18 protein-coding genes and 1 tRNA gene are annotated in these 17,412 nt (G+C 51.2%); 13 read left to right on the forward strand and 6 right to left on the reverse strand.

Annotated features, from left to right (window positions below; genetic code table 11):
• Positions 1 to 15: 15 nt before the first annotated feature.
• Together IT527_RS03335 and IT527_RS03340 are read right to left on the reverse strand one after the other, a co-directional pair.
• Complete coding sequence (locus IT527_RS03335) at positions 16 to 1,203, reverse strand: porin (protein WP_292966542.1); 1,188 nt, start codon at positions 1,201 to 1,203, stop codon at positions 16 to 18.
• A gap of 81 nt (positions 1,204 to 1,284) precedes the next feature.
• Positions 1,285 to 1,971, reverse strand: a complete 687-nt coding sequence (locus tag IT527_RS03340; RefSeq protein WP_292966544.1) for a helix-turn-helix domain-containing protein — start codon at positions 1,969 to 1,971, stop codon at positions 1,285 to 1,287.
• A 68-nt stretch (positions 1,972 to 2,039) separates the two neighbouring features.
• On the opposite strand from IT527_RS03340, the gene IT527_RS03345 reads away from it, so the two are divergent.
• Both IT527_RS03345 and IT527_RS03350 read left to right on the forward strand, forming a co-directional pair.
• Positions 2,040 to 2,378 carry a hypothetical protein gene (locus IT527_RS03345; protein ID WP_292966547.1) on the forward strand — a complete coding sequence of 113 codons (339 nt, stop codon included), beginning with the start codon at positions 2,040 to 2,042 and terminating at the stop codon, positions 2,376 to 2,378.
• A gap of 22 nt (positions 2,379 to 2,400) precedes the next feature.
• On the forward strand, positions 2,401 to 2,826 hold the full coding sequence (locus IT527_RS03350) for a DUF2231 domain-containing protein (protein WP_292966550.1): 426 nt from the start codon (positions 2,401 to 2,403) through the stop codon (positions 2,824 to 2,826).
• Between the two features lie 129 nt (positions 2,827 to 2,955).
• Here IT527_RS03350 and trpE read toward each other — a convergent pair whose 3' ends face one another.
• From trpE to rpe, 3 genes are all read right to left on the reverse strand, one after another.
• Positions 2,956 to 4,443, reverse strand: a complete 1,488-nt coding sequence (trpE, locus tag IT527_RS03355; protein ID WP_292966553.1) for an anthranilate synthase component I — start codon at positions 4,441 to 4,443, stop codon at positions 2,956 to 2,958.
• 97 nt (positions 4,444 to 4,540) lie between these two features.
• On the reverse strand, positions 4,541 to 5,269 hold the full coding sequence (locus IT527_RS03360) for a phosphoglycolate phosphatase (protein WP_292966556.1): 729 nt from the start codon (positions 5,267 to 5,269) through the stop codon (positions 4,541 to 4,543).
• 19 nt (positions 5,270 to 5,288) lie between these two features.
• Positions 5,289 to 5,969, reverse strand: a complete 681-nt coding sequence (rpe, locus tag IT527_RS03365; protein WP_292966559.1) for a ribulose-phosphate 3-epimerase — start codon at positions 5,967 to 5,969, stop codon at positions 5,289 to 5,291.
• A 163-nt stretch (positions 5,970 to 6,132) separates the two neighbouring features.
• Here rpe and pepP point away from each other — a divergent pair, with 163 nt between their 5' ends.
• The 3 genes from pepP to IT527_RS03380 are packed head-to-tail and all read left to right on the forward strand — an operon-like array spanning position 6,133 to position 8,330.
• On the forward strand, positions 6,133 to 7,461 hold the full coding sequence (pepP, locus tag IT527_RS03370; RefSeq protein WP_292966562.1) for a Xaa-Pro aminopeptidase: 1,329 nt from the start codon (positions 6,133 to 6,135) through the stop codon (positions 7,459 to 7,461).
• Positions 7,437 to 7,790, forward strand: a complete 354-nt coding sequence (locus IT527_RS03375) for a hypothetical protein (RefSeq protein WP_292966565.1) — start codon at positions 7,437 to 7,439, stop codon at positions 7,788 to 7,790. The genes pepP and IT527_RS03375 overlap by 25 nt, the downstream gene beginning before the upstream one ends.
• Before the next feature lie 21 nt (positions 7,791 to 7,811).
• The gene (locus IT527_RS03380) at positions 7,812 to 8,330 is read left to right on the forward strand and encodes a DUF3617 domain-containing protein (protein WP_292966568.1); all 519 of its coding nucleotides are present in this window, start codon (positions 7,812 to 7,814) and stop codon (positions 8,328 to 8,330) included.
• Positions 8,331 to 8,452: 122 nt separating this feature from the next.
• Here the strand turns inward: IT527_RS03380 and IT527_RS03385 are convergent, their stop codons facing one another.
• Positions 8,453 to 9,733: a cytochrome c peroxidase gene (locus IT527_RS03385; RefSeq protein ID WP_292966571.1), complete on the reverse strand. Its 1,281-nt coding sequence runs from the start codon at positions 9,731 to 9,733 to the stop codon at positions 8,453 to 8,455.
• 227 nt (positions 9,734 to 9,960) lie between these two features.
• Here IT527_RS03385 and tal point away from each other — a divergent pair, with 227 nt between their 5' ends.
• From tal to pgsA, 8 genes are all read left to right on the forward strand, one after another.
• Positions 9,961 to 11,025 (forward strand): transaldolase, encoded by a 1,065-nt coding sequence (tal, locus tag IT527_RS03390; RefSeq protein WP_292966574.1) that lies wholly within the window; start codon positions 9,961 to 9,963, stop codon positions 11,023 to 11,025.
• A 246-nt stretch (positions 11,026 to 11,271) separates the two neighbouring features.
• The gene (locus IT527_RS03395) at positions 11,272 to 11,835 is read left to right on the forward strand and encodes a peptidoglycan-binding domain-containing protein (protein WP_292966577.1); all 564 of its coding nucleotides are present in this window, start codon (positions 11,272 to 11,274) and stop codon (positions 11,833 to 11,835) included.
• 92 nt (positions 11,836 to 11,927) lie between these two features.
• Positions 11,928 to 13,175 (forward strand): aspartate kinase, encoded by a 1,248-nt coding sequence (locus IT527_RS03400; protein WP_292966580.1) that lies wholly within the window; start codon positions 11,928 to 11,930, stop codon positions 13,173 to 13,175.
• 45 nt (positions 13,176 to 13,220) lie between these two features.
• Positions 13,221 to 13,313, forward strand: a tRNA-Ser gene (locus IT527_RS03405).
• 242 nt (positions 13,314 to 13,555) lie between these two features.
• On the forward strand, positions 13,556 to 14,278 hold the full coding sequence (gene phoB, locus IT527_RS03410; RefSeq protein WP_292966582.1) for a phosphate regulon transcriptional regulator PhoB: 723 nt from the start codon (positions 13,556 to 13,558) through the stop codon (positions 14,276 to 14,278).
• 509 nt (positions 14,279 to 14,787) lie between these two features.
• Positions 14,788 to 15,201 carry a nucleoside diphosphate kinase regulator gene (gene rnk / locus IT527_RS03415; RefSeq protein WP_292966584.1) on the forward strand — a complete coding sequence of 138 codons (414 nt, stop codon included), beginning with the start codon at positions 14,788 to 14,790 and terminating at the stop codon, positions 15,199 to 15,201.
• 30 nt (positions 15,202 to 15,231) lie between these two features.
• Positions 15,232 to 16,782, forward strand: a complete 1,551-nt coding sequence (glpK, locus tag IT527_RS03420) for a glycerol kinase GlpK (protein WP_292966586.1) — start codon at positions 15,232 to 15,234, stop codon at positions 16,780 to 16,782.
• Positions 16,783 to 16,828: 46 nt separating this feature from the next.
• The gene (pgsA, locus tag IT527_RS03425) at positions 16,829 to 17,401 is read left to right on the forward strand and encodes a CDP-diacylglycerol--glycerol-3-phosphate 3-phosphatidyltransferase (protein WP_292966589.1); all 573 of its coding nucleotides are present in this window, start codon (positions 16,829 to 16,831) and stop codon (positions 17,399 to 17,401) included.
• Positions 17,402 to 17,412 lie beyond the last annotated feature (11 nt).

A 17,412-nucleotide genomic window follows, 5' to 3' on the forward strand; every position in this document is an offset into this window, starting at 1 on the left:
AAAACACCCGAAGGATCAGAAATGCAGGATGGCGCTGGCTGAGAGCAGTATCTGATCGCTGTCTCTGTTATCCCTGAATACTTCATGGCGGGTTGCCACATCGTAGCGAACTTCAGAGCGTAATGTGAGCCCGGCAATCGGCTTGTAGTTTAACCCCGCAGTCACACCGATAAAATCCTGATCTTTGCCATCGACCATAACGCGACTGCCATTTTTGTCGTGAAACCACTCAAAACGCAGCCCTGCACCCAGCCGGTTTGAAATGTCGTACAGCAAATACTGGTTGATGCCGTACCATGCAGCGGAAGGAGATTCAGCTGTTTTGGCTTCGATTGCAAAATCGTGCTGAAACACGTAGCGCAATCTTTCAGAGAAATGATGTTCCATCACGACGCTGTACATGGTTCGATTGTGGTTTTCATGCAGTTCAGTGGTTCGTGCATCGCCTGTAATCAGCGCTACTGCCAGGTTGGTTTTTCCATCATCGGTCACATAATTTACGCTACCCAGATAATTTGGAATGTGGCGGGAAAGGCTGTCCCAACCGGTGACAACCCCGCTTTTGACAGTCAGATTGCTGTTAACCGGGTAGGAGAGCAGCATGCCCATGTGGGTAAAAGGTTCGCCGTAGCGCATGGTATAGGCATGTGAAAAAAAGAAGTTGTTGGGGGACATCACGGACTCATAGCCGATGAGGGTGTAGAAATGGCCGATTGTCAGGCTGACGCCATTCCCGATTGGTGCGTACAGGCTTGCATACAGTTGCGGAAATACCAGCTGGTGCTTGGGAGTATCCCCAAGAATAGTCGTATCAAAGTTGGTGGTAGCTGAAAATTTTGCATCCGTACCATACAGAAGGTCAGCACGCATTCCAATATCCCAGGTATCTCCGCTGGTATCCATTTCCTTCTCAATGTAGCCGTAAACCTGATGTAATCTGACCCGGTTAGCCTTGTCGTTGAATGACACCGGATAATTTGACCTGTCGCGCGGCTCGCGTGGATTGCCGCTAACGCCAGTCTCCACCCATCCACCTAATTTCAGTCTGATAGCAGGTGCCGGGGTAATTTCATTAATGTTGTAGCCGGTCAATGTGTTGATTAGCCCGGTTCCTGCTGCCCCTTCTGCCAGAGCCGGCATGGCGGAAAGCAGGTTGAATATCAGAAAAACAGAGCAGCCAATTTTGTTGTATCGGGATGGCATGATTGGATCGCGAGAAATGGAGGTCTGATAATTAAGGTTATAAATGCTGCGGAGGGAATTATAACGCTGTAAATATAGCGATCAGGACTGAGATTCATCAGAATTGGTTATTCTGAAGCGACAGTATTTTCCATCTTTGACGATACATTCTGTGTGTTCGATATCTGCTTTCAACAGATGCTTGAGGAAACTGATATCGAGTTTGCAAAACTCGCTATGCTGTTGAGCAAGTTCCTGGAAAACACAATTATTGGCAACGATTTCTGCCTGATTCTCAGATAACTGATGTATCTCAGTATCGTAACCAAGTTCACTCATGATGGTGGCAGCTTCCTGAAGTTTATCGCTGCGGGAGGTGTGCTGTGCGAGACGGTGCGCTAATCCGTTTGCCATTTCTTTGCCCAGTTCGGTCAGGCAGGCATTGAGCTCTTCTTCTCCCCTGTTTTTATCTATCCAGGAAAGCAGCAGTTTTGCCAGAAATGAATAGCGTCGCTGGAAAAGTTCCAGGCCGTTGGGTGTCAGTGTGTATATCCGGCCCGGTCTGCCACCGGTACTTTCCTGCAAGGTGCTGTGAATGAAACCGCTGCTGCCCAGCTGGGTGAGATGCTGGTTAACAGCATTGCGAGAAATGGTCAGCTGGCTGGACAATTCTTCTACTGTTAACCCTTCACGATGATGCAACAGGGCGGTGAGCAGGGATTGCTGGCGCTCACCCAGTAATGACAAGGCTGCTTTCATAGCAGAAGAATTCGTTTCAAGTTTTGACATATTTGTATTGCAAAAGTATTTTAACTTGCAGTATAGTGAAATCCTTTCAACAAAAGAAGGGGGTTAAAGTGTTAAATACATCGATTCTGATTTTTGCAATTGCTGCAGTAGGGGGCGTGTTCCTGGCTTCTAAAGTACTTACCGGTAAGCTGGCGCCGTGGGCGGTTTCCATTGTACATGCTCTGCTGGGTGCCGCCGGTCTGGTAACACTGATACTAACCGTGATGCAGGATTCAGGAAACAGTCGTCTGACGGCAGCACTGGGTCTGCTGGTAGTGGCTGCTTTGGGCGGGTTTTATCTCGCTTCAGTCCATGCAAAAGGTAATGTGGCGCCGAAGGGCGTTGTGATTATTCACGCAGGCGTAGCCGTTGCAGGTTTTCTGACGCTGCTGAGCGTAGTGTTGTAAGTTTCTGAAAGGAGATGCTGATATGAGACACCCCATTCATCCGATGCTGGTTCATTTCCCGGTGGCAACCTGGTTTCTTTCGACACTGGGCGATATTGCGGGCCTGTTCACCCATGAGCAGACAAGCTGGGTGGCTGGGGTGCTACTCGTTATTGGAACAACCACAGCGTTGCTCGCCATGGTGGCAGGCATGCTGGAGCTGGGAAAAATTGACCAGCAGAGTCCCGCTATGAAAGTTGCCAATCAGCACATGATGCTGATGATGACCAGCTGGTCACTTTATGCTGTCAGTCTGTTTCTGCGGCTGGATGGGACCCGCCTGGGCCAGCCGGGCATGGTTGCGATTGCGTTATCCGTTGCCGGGTTGATCGTTCTCTGTATTGCCGGCTGGCTGGGAGGTAAACTGGTCTACGAATATGGGGTAGGGGGGCGTTCTGACCCTTCCTGAAAGGAAAGGTTACTGTATCGGTTTTGTTTCTGGCTGGTAGTGGCAAGTTTGTCTGACGCTGTCAGTCGAGCCGGCTGAGCCGATTAAGCCGGCCGGTCTTGCCAGGCAGTTTTGTTAATCAGAATTTTATTAATCGATTTTACTGTCTAACCCGCTTTCGGCAATTTCTGCCGCCCGCATGAGTGCTTTTGCTTTATTACAGGTTTCAATCCATTCATTTTGCGGGACAGAGTCGGCCACAATACCAGCACCCGCCTGTACGTGCAGCATGCCATCCTTGATGAGGCCGGTCCGGATGGCGATGGCCAGGTCCATGTTGCCGTCAAACCCCAGATAACCAACCGCTCCGGCATAAACACCCCGTTTGGAAATTTCCAGTTCGTCAATGATTTCCATTGCCCTGACTTTGGGAGCTCCACTGACCGTACCGGCGGGGAAGGTGGCACGCAGTACATCAATCGCATTCAAACCGGGCTTGAGCTTCCCTTCAACATTGGAAACGATATGCATAACGTGCGAGTAATACTCTATTTGCATGTTTTCGGTAACCTTTACGCTGCCGGTTCGGGCCACCCGGCCTATATCATTGCGTCCTAAATCCATCAGCATGATGTGTTCAGCACATTCCTTGGGATCGGCCAGCAGATCAGCAGCCAGCGCCTGGTCAGCCCGGATATCCGCGCCGCGTGGACGCGTGCCGGCAATAGGGCGGACCGTAACCGTATCTTTTTCCAGTCTGACCAGAATTTCCGGTGAAGCGCCAACAACGTGGAAATCTCCCAGATGGTAGTTAAACATGTAAGGGGATGGGTTGAGACTGCGCAGTGCACGGTACAGTGCGAGTGGTGATGCGGAATAGGGCTTGCTGGTACGCTGTGAAAGGACAACCTGCATGATGTCACCCTCCAGAATGTAACGCTTGGCTTTTTCTACAGCAGCCATGAAATCAGCTTCGGGAAATTCGCTGACAGCCGCTCCGGAGGGGGCTGGTTTTTCTACCGGAATCGAAACCGGCTCCCGCAGTTTTTGCAGCAGTTCCCTGATCCGGCTTTTGCCAGTCTGATAGGCGGTCTCCAGCGCCGGATCGGTATAAATAATCAGATAGAGTTTGCCGGAAAGGTTATCCATGACAACCAGTTCTTCTGACAGCAGCAGCAGAATATCCGGTGTCTTTAGCGTATCCGGGCGGGCGTGCCCGGCCAGCCTTGGTTCAATATAACGAACGGTGTCGTAGGAAAAATATCCGGCAAGCCCCCCGTTGAAGCGAGGCAGGCCTGCAAGGGGGGCTACTTTGAACCGGTTAAGGAAATTACCGATAAAGCCTGGCACATCACTGCTATCGACTGCTTCTTCAGTTTTATCGTCACTGATGATGCGGATATGGCTGGAGCAGGCTTCCAGTCGCGTTTTTGCAGGCAGTCCGATGACCGAATAACGACCGAACCGTTCTCCTCCCACTACCGATTCCAGTAAATAGGAATAAGGCTGGTTTGCCAGTTTGAGATAAATGGAGAGGGGGGTATCCAGATCAGCGAAGGTTTCCAGCACCAGGGGGATGCGGTTATACCCCTGTGCTGCCAGGGCGCTGAATTCACTTTCAGTTATGCAACAATTCATAGAAAGCAGGGCTGCTGAGATGGTCGGGTTAATGGGATGAAACGCTACCGGTCGATCTGAACTGATTGCAGTTGCATGCCAGCGGAGCGTTGCTGCGCTACCGGCTGATATCGTGCTGACAGGTGATTAATCCGGCAGCATCGACGATGGTATCCACCACTGCATCGCAATCCAGTTTACGGACATCGTGCCCTTCGTTATATCCGTAAGGTACGCAGAAGATATGGCAGCCTGCTGCACGCGCCGCGATGGCATCGTTGGATGAATCACCGATCAGCAATGCTGCTTTGGGCGGCACGTTAAAATACTGACAGGCATGCAGTAACGGCAGCGGATCCGGTTTCCTTTTTGGCAGGCTGTCACCTGACAATATCAGTTCGAAGTAATCAAACAGGCCGGTTTTACGCAGCAACGGCAGAGTGAATATTTCAGTTTTGTTAGTGATGCAAACCAGACGAAAACCGGCCTGTTTGAGCTGATCAAGCCCTTCGACAACGCCAGGATAAGGGCGTGTGTGCACATACAGGTTTTCCGCGTAACAGCGTTCATATATCGGCAATGCCTGCTCAAAAAGTTCCGGATCAGGTTCCCCGTCCGGGCTGTTGGTAAGTGCACGTTTGACAAGCTTGGGAACACCTTTGCCGATGAAGGTTTGTATGGTCGATACCGGCAGCTCAGTCATGCGTAACTCACGCAACATTTCATTGGCCGCAAGCGCCAGATCTCCTGCAGTATCAAGCAGTGTCCCATCCAGATCAATAATGACCGCCTGGAGCGGGAGCGGAAATTGTATCGGGCCAGATGGCCGTATATTGGATTGAGTCATAAACGTCATCTGCTCCCGATCAGGCAACTTTTGCCAGTTCTGCACGCATGGCAGCAATGATACTGTCGTAGCGGTGGGGATCGCTGTCCTTGCCCGCGCCGTAAATGGCGGAACCGGCAACGAAGGTATCTGCACCTGCACGGGCGATTTCCGCGATATTGTCTGTTTTTACGCCACCGTCGATTTCCAGCAGAATATCGCGCCCGCTTGCACTGATACGTTCTCTTGCCAGGCGCAGTTTATTCAGTGCTTCGGGAATAAAGGCCTGTCCGCCAAAACCGGGGTTGACTGACATGATCAGGATCAGGTCAAGCTTATTGATGACGTGATCGAGATACGAAAGTGGAGTGGCAGGGTTGAAAACCAGCCCGGCTTTGCAGCCTTGTTCTTTGATAAGCCCGATAGTGCGGTCAATATGACGTGAAGCTTCCGGATGAAAGGAGATGATATTGGCGCCAGCTTTGGCAAAATCAGGGATGATGCGATCAACCGGCTCAACCATCAGGTGTACATCGATCATTGCTTTTGTCAAAGGGCGAATCGCTTCGCATACCAGTGGGCCGATTGTCAGATTGGGAACATAATGGTTATCCATGACATCGAAGTGAATGATGTCTGCGCCGGAGTTCAGGACTTGTGTGACTTCTTCACCCAGTCTGGCAAAATTGGCGGAAAGTATACTCGGAGCAATGCGGTACATGATTTAGCCTCAATAAGGAAATTACACATTTTAACCATAAATGGAAATGGGAGTTAATAATGCTTTTGGGTGTATATCAGTTTTTTGTGAGAAAAAGGGTTGAAAGAGATCGGGCCGGTTCGTTGATCTGCAGCCGGTTTTTTGTTACCGGCAAGCTGGCAGTATGATTTCAGTTGAGACTTTCGTTAATCGGAGAAAGCATCTGCTGTCCCGAATAAAACAGGGTGTGGCGATCATTGCCACTTCGCCGGAAAGATACCGTAACAGGGATACGCAATATCCTTATCGCTTCGACAGTTACTTCTACTATCTGACAGGTTTCCGTGAACCCGAGGCTGTTCTTATGCTGGTTGCAGCCGGGGATGGGACTGCTTCGCAGCAGATTTTATTTTGCCGGGACAAGGATGCCGAGCGCGAAATCTGGGATGGATTCCGTTATGGGTCGGAGGCCGCGCGGGAAACCTTTGGTTTTGATGCCGCGTATTCCATTACCCGGCTGGATGAGCTGGCAGGTGAGCTGCTGGCTAATCAACCCGTGGTATTTCATGCGTTCGGCCATGATGCAGCCTGGGATCAGCGTGTGGTGGGATGGATTAACCGGGTACGGGAGCAGGTGAGGAAAGGGGTGTCAGCGCCTGCTGAAATTCGGGATATTCGCCATGTGCTCGATGAAATGCGTCTGGTCAAGGATGATGCTGAACTGGCGGTAATGCGTGAGGCTGGCAGAATTTCAGCCGAAGCGCACAAGCGCGCCATGCGGGCAACCCGTCCCGGCAGACATGAGTATGAAATAGAAGCTGAACTGCTGTATGAATTTCGCCGGCAGGGTGCTGAATCTCCCGCTTATACATCGATCGTGGCGGGAGGGGCCAATGCCTGTGTGTTGCACTATATCCAGAATGATACCCGACTTAAGGACGGGGATTTGCTGCTGATTGATGCGGCCTGCGAGCTGCACGGTTATGCGGCGGACATCACACGTACCTTTCCGGTCAACGGTAAATTTTCCGGTGCGCAAAGAGAGATTTATCAGCTGGTACTCGCGGCGCAGACCGCAGCAATTAATGCGGTCAGGCCCGGTAATAACTGGGATTCACCGCATCAGGCGGCCTTGCAGGTGCTGGTACAGGGCTTCATTGATTTGAATCTATGCCAGGGCAGCCCGGAGGCGGTCATCGAAACAGAATCCTACAAGCGTTTTTACATGCACCGGACCGGGCACTGGCTGGGGCTGGATGTGCATGATGCCGGGGAATACAAACAGGCCGGTCAGTGGCGTGAACTGGTGCCCGGGATGGTGTTGACGGTTGAACCGGGCTGCTACATTCGCCCGGCCGAAGATGTTCCGGAGCATTTCTGGAATACAGGCATAAGGATTGAGGATGATGTGGCGGTTACCCTGGCCGGTTGTGAGGTATTGACTGCGCTGGCACCTAAAAATGTGGCTGAAATAGAGGAGTGGATGCAATGTACGATGATCTCAGAAAGATAATCATCAGGCGAATTGTGTATCAGGGGCAGCCTGGCCCGGAAGGGGGATCAGGGGAATCCCGGAAAACGCCATTGGCCAACAAGTGGATGTTTTACCTGACACTCATACCGGCAGTGGTCGTAGTAGTAGTGCTGGGTGCATTCTTCTTTTCAATCGTGCTGGCGATATTTGTGGCCGTCGCCAGTGTGATTGGGGCGCGGCTGTGGTGGTTGCGGCGCAAGTTCAGGCAGGCGATGTCCGCTGCTGCCGGGAAAAACAATGAACTGATAGAAGATGCCGAGATTATTGAAATCAAGGAAGATGGTAAAAACGACCGCAAACATCGCTAAACATTATTGACCGGGGCAGCCATGCGCAAGCTCATAGCAGTTATCGTGTTCTCAATGATTGGTGCCCCCGGCTGGTGTCAGGACACTATCCGGCCCGGCTTGTGGGAAGTTACAACCCGATCGGATCTGCTCGGGCTGGTTGCGCATGTTCCGCATGAACAGATGCAGCAGATCACCAGTCTGGCCAGGCAATACGGGTTGAGAATGCCCCGTATTCAGGAGGGGGCTGCCATTTCAAAAGTGTGTATCACCCCGGAGATGGCAGCACAGGATATTCCCTCCCGTTTTTACGAAAACCAGTCCGGATGCGCGGTCGTAAACGCCAGCCGATCCGGGAATCGCTATCAGGTGGAACTTGTTTGTGATAATCCCCGTTTCAAAGGGAATGGTCACGCTGAAGGTGTTTTTTCCACCCCTGAGAGTTTTACTGGAAAAACGGAATTCAACAGCACGGTGCAGGGCGCCCCGCTTTATATTGAGGCTGATACAAGTGGCCGGTGGATTGGCGGGCAGTGTGAAGCGGTGCAGCCTGTACGGTAGATCACGGCGGTAAGTACTATTTGGACAGCCTTGATTGGGCAGCGGACAGATCAGAATGTTGACATACTCCGGACCGTCCGCCTGTTAATCAAATTTACTTCAAACTTGAACCGTGTCATGACTTACTCGGACGGCATCCGGATATACGGATAGGGAGAAGGCGTTCCGGGCGGTACCAGCGAGTCATTGCCCCAGTCGGGATAGTCGTCTGTCAGCGTGTTCATGAATGCGATGAGTGCCGTTCTTTCTGCCGCTGTTAAATTCAGGTTGCCGAATTTGTCACTGACGTTTTGTTCAATTTCAGGAACAGGCCAGCATTGAGAAGGGAAGCGCGGCGAAGTGCTGTCGCAATCGTGCGGCAATGCATCCCGTGTATTGTAAAAATGCACAATCATTTGTAAAGATGCAAAAACACCATTATGGCCATAAGGGGCAGTAACCGCCACGTTACGCAGGGTCATGACTTTATGTTTACCGATCTGCAGGCCCTGTTCATCCTGCTTCCGGATGTCTGCCCGCCCGCCAAGACCCGGATCGGGCTCGGGTAATCCGGAGATTTTCATGTTGCGGGGGGCGCCGATATTTTCGTAGCTAAAGTTGGTGAATAAGGGTGGAACAACGATATTCCCTTTTTTATCGAGCGTGCTATCCACGGGATGACAAACCGCACAGTTACCTTTTAGCGGATCTTTGAAAAGATCAAACCCCTGTTGTTCGACAGGGGTGAATGATGTTGCTCCGGTCAGGACGTAATCAAATTTGGAATTGAATTTGCTGAATGATCTGTCTCGTTCGAAGGCGGCAACAGCCTGGGCCATGCTCTGAAAAACTTTCTCCACCATCTTGTCTGATGGTTTCTTGAGTGGCAACGAAATGCTGTAAATCTTTTTAAACAGTTTGCGGTAGGTGGCATTTTCACTTAGGCGGTTAACAACGTCAGCAGCGTTGGGCATAGCCATTTCAACCGGATTCAGGAAGGGCTGTTTTGCCTGTTCTGCGAGATTTCTGGCGCGACCATTCCAGAAGAATCCACCAATATAAGTGTTCAGATTCTTGTCCCATTTGAACTTCGGGCTGAAGGCCGCATAGCCGACACTGGGTGTATTCAGTGTACCGCTGAAAGGCAGGCCGGTTTCGGGGTTGATATCGGAGCCGTTCGATACGGGAGAGCCTGTGGCAACATTGTCAGGATCGACGAAACCCGGTACGGCCGGCAGGCCTGGTTTGATGGCAGGGCTCAGGCTGTGGCAGGTTTCGCAAGACTGATTCCTGTTCAGGGATAAATTTTTATCCCTGAAAATCAGTTTCCCGAGCATGATTTCTTCGGCCTGCGCCATTTTTCCATCATCTGCAAAATTCAGGCTTGTGTGGAACAGCATCAAAATAAAAAGAATTTTTTTCATGAACTCAATAACCTCTTGCCGGAATAATAATTGCGGCCGAATTATCCAGACAGTAAGCAGAAATGAGAATGTGACAAATTGTCGCAGGGGGCGAGCGGGGGGTGGCAAGCCGTTACCGGGTTTACGGGCGTGATCAAACAGCTGGCAGTCAGAGTTATCCGGGGCGCGTATACTGGATATAGTCGGTGTATGGCATCAGTCCGGCTGATTTTTCAAGGAGCAGAATCATGAAAACGACACAACTTTTGCATAATCTCGGCCAGAGTCTCTGGCTCGACAATATTACGCGGGATCTGTTAATCAACGGTACGCTGAAACGCTATATCGATGAATTCTCTGTAACAGGGCTGACTTCCAATCCGAGTATATTCAACCACGCGATCAGGAACAGCGGCGCTTATGATGCGGCAATCCGCGCCGGCCTGGCGCAGGGTAAACCGGGTGAGGCAATTTTTATTGATCTGGCACTGGAAGATCTGACACAGGCAGCAGATTTGTTAAGGCCGGTTTACGATCGGACCAATGGCATCGACGGATGGGTGTCGATGGAAGTGTCTCCTCTGCTGGCTTACGACACAGCCAGCACCGTTGCTGCTGCAAAGGAGATTTACAATCAGGCGGCCCGGCCGAATCTGTTAATCAAGATTCCGGGAACCAGGGAGGGAGTGCCTGCCATTGAAGAAGCCATTTTTGCGGGGATACCGATCAATGTGACTTTACTGTTCAGCCGTGAACAGTATGTGGCTGCGGCTGAAGCCTATTTGCGCGGTATTGAACGGCGTATCGATGCCGGTCTCAATCCTGATGTGGTATCGGTGGCTTCCCTGTTTGTCAGCCGGTGGGATGTTGCGGTGGCAGGTAAGGTTCCGGAGGAATTGTGCAACAGGCTGGGTATTGCGATTGCCGGGCGCACCTATAAAGCTGCCCGTGATCTTTTTGATGCACCCCGCTGGCTGCGAATCTACAATGCCGGTGCCCGGCCGCAACGCCTGCTATGGGCGAGTACGGGGACCAAAGATCCTGCTGCTTCACCCGTTCTGTATGTGGCGGCGCTTGCTGCTCCCTTTACTGTCAATACGATACCGGAAGCCACCTTGAAAACGCTGGCCGGTCAGAATGACCCGGGTTTTGAATGTATGCCGGCTGATGGTGGAGATTGTGAGCAGGTGCTGGAGCAGTTTTCCAGAGCGGGAATTGATATTGATGCCCTGGCGATCCGGCTTCAGGATGAAGGTGCCAGGGGATTCGTGACCTCCTGGCAGGGATTGCTGGAGGTAATTGCTTCCAAATAAAGGGGCGTACAGTAAAAGCAACGCGCTGATTTGTGAGGACAGAGCCTGTTTCTGACAGTAACAAATCGGCTGCCCTTGTGTAATCACGTAGTAAAATAACCCTGTTGCAAGGGGGTGTATGTTGAATACATCCGGCTGTCTGCGCTGCCCGGGCTGAGGTATGGTTTAGCGGGCCCGGGGATGAGCTGTCAGTTTTGACTCAGATGCTGGAAAATCTGTTTATTCTTTTTACAAGGGAGTTCGGGAATGAAAATTATAAAGCTTGATCGTTTTGCAAAGAGCGTTCTGGTACTGTCTCTGGCCGTGTTTGCAGCGGGTTGTGGTGATAAGTCCGAGGAGGCTGCCAAACAGAAACAGCCTGGAGCAACTGCAAAAATTATGCAAAGTGAAGAAGTCGTAACTGAATCCGTGCCGGATGAGTCGGGTGATATCGCAGAAGAGTCATTGGAATCAATTCTGGCAAAAGCAGATGAAATTATTCAGCGAACCAGTGCGGTAAATGGTGATGTAAAGTCTGAATCGAAAAAAAGTGCTGAAAATGCCGTTGAAGAAACGGGAGCTATCGTGGCGACCACACCTAAAAAGAGCACAGAAACCGCGGATAATGGTAAAGAAACAGTCAAAGTAACTCCGGATATCATTCGCAAAATTCAGCAGGCTCTGGCAGACGCCGGTCTGAATCCGGGAACGGCTGATGGAAAGATGGGCCCGCGCAGCAAAAATGCATTGGCTGAATTCCAGAAAAAACATGGCTTGGCTGTGGGGAAAATAACCAGAGAAACATTGCGTGAGCTGGGAATCGCCTTCTGATTTCCCTGATATGGAAATGGTATTTTCTGGGGGAAATGTGTAGAATTCACCGCCGTTCGGGCTGTTTGATCATTTATTTCTGAGAAAAATTTGTGACCTTCCTTGTCCAAAAATATGGTGGTACCTCGGTAGGCAGTACCGAGCGCATTAAACAGGTTGCGCGTCGTGTGGCTGAGTTTCGGGCGCAGGGGCATGATCTGGTTGTGGTTCTGTCCGCCATGAGCGGAGAAACCAATCGCCTGATTTCCCTGGCAAAAGAGGTTCAGCCCAACCCTGATCCCCGTGAGCTGGATGTGATTCTGTCCACTGGCGAGCAGGTAACAATCGGGCTGCTGGCGATGGCTTTGCAGGAGCTGGGTATCAAAGCAAAAAGCTATACCGGCTCTCAGGTCAGCATTACAACGGATAACGCTCATACCAAGGCGCGTATCCTGAAGATTGATGAACATCCTGTGCGTGAGGATCTGGCGGCCGGTTATGTTGTTATCGTTGCCGGGTTCCAGGGTGTGGATGAAGCGGGCGATATCACAACACTGGGACGTGGTGGTTCAGATACGACGGCAGTAGCGCTTGCGGCTGCACTCAAGGCGGATGAATGCCAGATTTACACTGATGTTAACGGTATTTACACCACGGATCCGCGTGTGGTGCCGGAAGCACGGAAGCTGGATACCATTACATTCGAAGAAATGCTTGAGATGGCCAGTCTGGGATCCAAAGTACTGCAGATACGTTCAGTGGAATTTGCCGGTAAATACAGGGTCAAGCTCAGGGTTCTTTCCAGTTTTGAAGAAGGCGATGGTACGCTGATCACGTTTGAGGAAAATAACAAGATGGAACAGCCCATAATCTCGGGGATTGCATTTAATCGCGACGAAGCAAAAATTACAGTGGTGGGTGTACCGGACCATCCCGGTATTGCCTATCAGATACTGGGACCCGTAGCCGATGCCAATATCGATGTTGATATGATCATCCAGAACGTAGGGCATGACGGTACTACTGATTTTTCATTCACGGTCAACCGGAATGAATACGTCCGCACGATGGAGGTGTTGAATCAGCAGGTGTTGCCCCACATTGGTGCACGAGAAGTAATCGGCGGGGATAAAATTGCCAAGGTTTCGGTGATTGGCGTGGGAATGCGTTCGTATGCCGGTATTGCCAGCAAAATGTTCCGTGTGCTGGCAGAAGAAGGGATTAACATTCGGATGATTGCGACTTCAGAAATCAAAATTTCTGTCGTAGTAGATGAAAAGTATATGGAGCTGGCAGTGCGGGTGTTACACAAGGCTTTTGATCTGGATCGGGCGAATAACACCAGCACAAAAACATGTTAGTATAGTCGGCTGTTTAAATGTAAGTCATCTAAAAGTATCATTTACGGAGAGATGGCCGAGTGGTCGAAGGCGCTCCCCTGCTAAGGGAGTATAGGCTCAAAAAGCTTATCGAGGGTTCGAATCCCTCTCTCTCCGCCAAAATGCCGGCATGTCCAGGTTGGCGATAATTTCCCCCTGCAGTTAACTCCTTTCTGACATTGCTCAATGCCGTACAGTCTTCTTCGTACAGTATAAAGACTACGGTCAGTGCAATCCGGCAGTGTGTTCCGCAGCCTTCACTCAAGCTCACCTTCTGCATGATTTTCAATTTGTCATCCTGATGTCATCTTTGCCTTGTATGATTCAGGTTATCTGACAGGGTTTTTTGATCGAGGTAGAAGGTGTCTGCAACAGTTCTGGTGGTGGAAGATGAATTGGCAATTCAGGAACTGGTTGCTTATAGTCTGCGTAACGCCGGTTATATCGTTGTGTGTGCGAGCAGTGCGGAGCAGGCTGCAAAACATATTAACGAAGTATTGCCGGATCTGGTGTTACTGGACTGGATGCTTCCCGGCAGAAGTGGTGTTGAGTTCGCCCGATCATTACGCCGGGATCTTCGTACCAAATCAGTTCCTGTCATCATGCTGACTGCACGGGTGGATGAAAGTGACAAGGTGGCCGGGCTGGAATCGGGGGCGGATGATTACATAACCAAGCCGTTTTCCCCGCGAGAGCTCATTGCGCGGATAAAAGCAGTGTTGCGCCGGAGCCTGCCCGAAGCCACCGATGACATTCTGGATGTCGGGGGTGTAAAGCTCAACCCGATAATGCATCGTGTCACTGTGACTGATCCGGACGATGGTATTCACGAAAAGGAATTGCTGCTCAGCCCGACTGAATACCGTTTACTGCATTTTCTGATGGCACATGCCGAGCGCGTACATACCCGAGCCCAGTTGCTTGATCGGGTATGGGGGGATCATGTTTTTGTCGAAGACCGGACAGTTGATGTGCATATACGCCGGTTGCGCAAGGCGCTGGAGGTGGCGGGAAAGGCCGATCTGGTGCAGACGGTCCGGGGAGCGGGCTATCGTTTTTCCATTCGCAATGAGAGCGAGATCTGAGAACCGGCCTGTGCTGGTCAATGGCAGGGGGGTGGGCTATACTTTACCGGCAGGTACCGGGTTCTTGCGGGTTGTGTGGCGAGTAACCGCAAAGGGTTACCCGGCTTTTCATTTTTTAAGAAACGCATCCGTTCTTCATGAGGCATCTCTAAAGACCTTCTGAAAAATGTTGGTGAAGTAGTCAGCGTAAGGTAAAAGCCGGCTGAAAAAGCGCAGTTTACCAGCAGTAAGCAAGTGTTTTTAGCCGGCTTCTAACGAAGTGATGGCAGCGCGCGTATCGTTTTTCAGAGGATTCCTGAGCAGACAGACAGGGCGGCGTGCGCCATGTAACGCTGTGATTCAACTTCAGAAGGCCCCTGTGAAGGTACCTCGCTAACCCGCAGTGTCCCCCGATTAGTTATTTCTACATATAGTACAGTTTCAAGGTACGGTCTTTCTTGAAACAACATCCTGAAACAACAATCTTTTTCGCTACAGTTCATGTGGCTGATTCAATATGAGGAGTTAGAATGAATATCAAACCTAAAATTATGATTTCCACGCTCGATGCAGAACGTCTGGAAATGTTGCTGGAAGATCTTCCGCATAATGCCTTTCCGGGCAGGGATGATCTGGAAGCTGAACTCGCCCGGGCGGAAGTAGTGGATCCGGAGGAAATTCCACCTGCTGTGGTGACGATGAATTCCACCGTCAGGTTCAAGGTAGCATCCTCTGCTGAAGAATTCTGCCTGACATTGGTATATCCGAAAGACGTGGATACCAGTGGTGAGAAAATCTCGATCCTTGCGCCGGTAGGGAGTGCGTTACTGGGGTTGTCACAAGGTGATGAAATTGAATGGCCCAAGCCAGGTGGCGGCGTGCTGCGAGTGCGTATCATGGAAGTGACTTACCAACCCGAGCGTTCCGGGGAATTTCACCGCTAACCCAGATGGTTCTTTTCAAAGAATACCGCGATGAGTAATCAGCCGGTGATTCTGGCGATTGATCAGGGTACAACCAGTACCCGTGCCATTCTGTTTTCGGCTGAACTGGATATTCTGGCAGTGCAGCAGAAAGAGCTGAAGCTGCATTATCCGCATAAGGGCTGGGTTGAGCAGGATGCAGTAGCGATCTGGCGGGATACGCTCGAAGTTTGTCGTGCAGTGCTGGAACATCCTGTCGGCAGAGTAAAACCGGTTGCCGCTATTGGCATTACCAATCAGCGTGAAACAACCATTCTATGGGATCGCAAGACTGGCAAGCCGGTTTACAACGCCATTGTCTGGCAGGATCGCCGTACTGATGCCAGTTGCAGGGAATTGAGAGCGCGGGGTCACGAGCCGATGGTAACGGCTCGAACCGGCCTGTTATTTGATCCCTATTTTTCCGCAACCAAAATTGCCTGGATACTGGATAGCGTCGAAGGGGCACGTACCCGGGCAGAGCAGGGTGAACTGGCATTTGGCACGATAGATTGTTACCTGCTCTGGCATCTGACTGGCGGGCGGGTGCATGCCACTGATGTGACCAATGCGGCGCGGACACTGCTGTTCAACATTGTCGAACAGCAGTGGGATAAGGATTTGCTGGCATTATTCAGCATTCCGGCAGCAATTCTGCCGGAAGTCCATGATAATGCTGCTGAATTTGGGGTGACTGATCCGGCCTGGTTTGGCCTGGAAATTCCGGTCGGCGGCATGGCGGGTGATCAGCATGCGGCACTGATCGGGCAAAGGTGTTTCCAGCCGGGCATGGTCAAGTCCACCTACGGCACCGGTTGTTTTGCACTGATGAATATCGGTCCGGATTTCAGGGCTTCGCACCATCGTTTACTGACCACGCCAGCGTATCGCCTGAATGGCAGGATGGTTTATGCCATTGAAGGATCAATCTTTATTGCCGGTGCGGCAATCCAGTGGCTGCGGGACGGATTGGAGTTTTTTCGGGATGCGGCGGCGAGCGAAGCACTGGCGCGCAGTGTGCCAGACAGTAATGAAGTGTATTTTGTACCTGCCTTCACCGGCCTGGGTGCACCTTACTGGCGGCCGGATGTGCGCGGCATGATCAGCGGGCTGTCACGTGAGACGACACGGGCACATATCGTTCGTGCAGCACTGGAAGCGCAAGGTTACCAAACTCTGGATCTGATGGCGGCGATGGAAGAAGATGGCGGCCATCAGGCTGAAATTATCCGCGTAGATGGTGGACTGGTGGCAAACGGATTCATGTGCCAGTTTCTCGCGGATATGTTGAACAGGCCGGTGGAAGTGCCAAAAGTGACCGAGGCAACGGCGCTGGGAGCGGCGATTCTGGCTGGGTTGACGGCGGGCCTGTTTGCCGGGCTGGAGGCAACTGAATGCTACTGGCAACGGGACAGGGTTTATACACCCCAAATGACTGAAATTGAAAGAAAGCGGTTGTATGCCGGCTGGCAAACAGCCATTCAGACACTTTTACACACACCCGGAAACCAAGGTGCTTTGACAAAAAACTGCCTGCAACCTCATCTGCCTATTAAATCGTAAAATACTCACCTGATGTGATGAATCCGGACATGGAGTATTTTTGGTTATGCAGATGAACCTCCCCAATTTTCTGACGTGGCTGCGTATCGTGGCTATCCCTCTGTTTGTCGGCATTTTTTATCTGCCAACAGACTGGGCGCCTCCCGCTACACAAAATCTGGCAGCGACTATCGTATTTGCAGGCGCTGCGCTCACCGACTGGTTGGATGGCTATCTGGCCCGCGTACTTAACCAGACTTCTGCATTTGGTGCTTTTCTTGATCCGGTAGCGGACAAGCTGATGGTGGCTGCTGCACTGATTGTTCTGGTACATCTGGATCGGCTGGATGCACCCATCGCGCTGATTATCATTGGTCGTGAAATCACAATTTCCGCATTGCGCGAATGGATGGCGCAAATCGGTAAATCCAGAAGTGTTGCTGTTTCTTTTCTGGGCAAGATTAAAACAGCGGCACAAATGGTGGCGATACCCCTGCTGCTTTACCATGGTCAGGTCAGTGATATGTTTGATGCCCAAGTGGCTGGCACCTGGCTGATTTATGTTGCAGCCGTGCTGACGTTATGGTCGATGATTTATTACCTGCGGGCCGCCATGCCGCATGTGATTCACGACCGCTGATTTACTGTGGC

This window comes from Nitrosomonas sp. (assembly GCF_020852615.1).
Classification (GTDB): domain Bacteria; phylum Pseudomonadota; class Gammaproteobacteria; order Burkholderiales; family Nitrosomonadaceae; genus Nitrosomonas.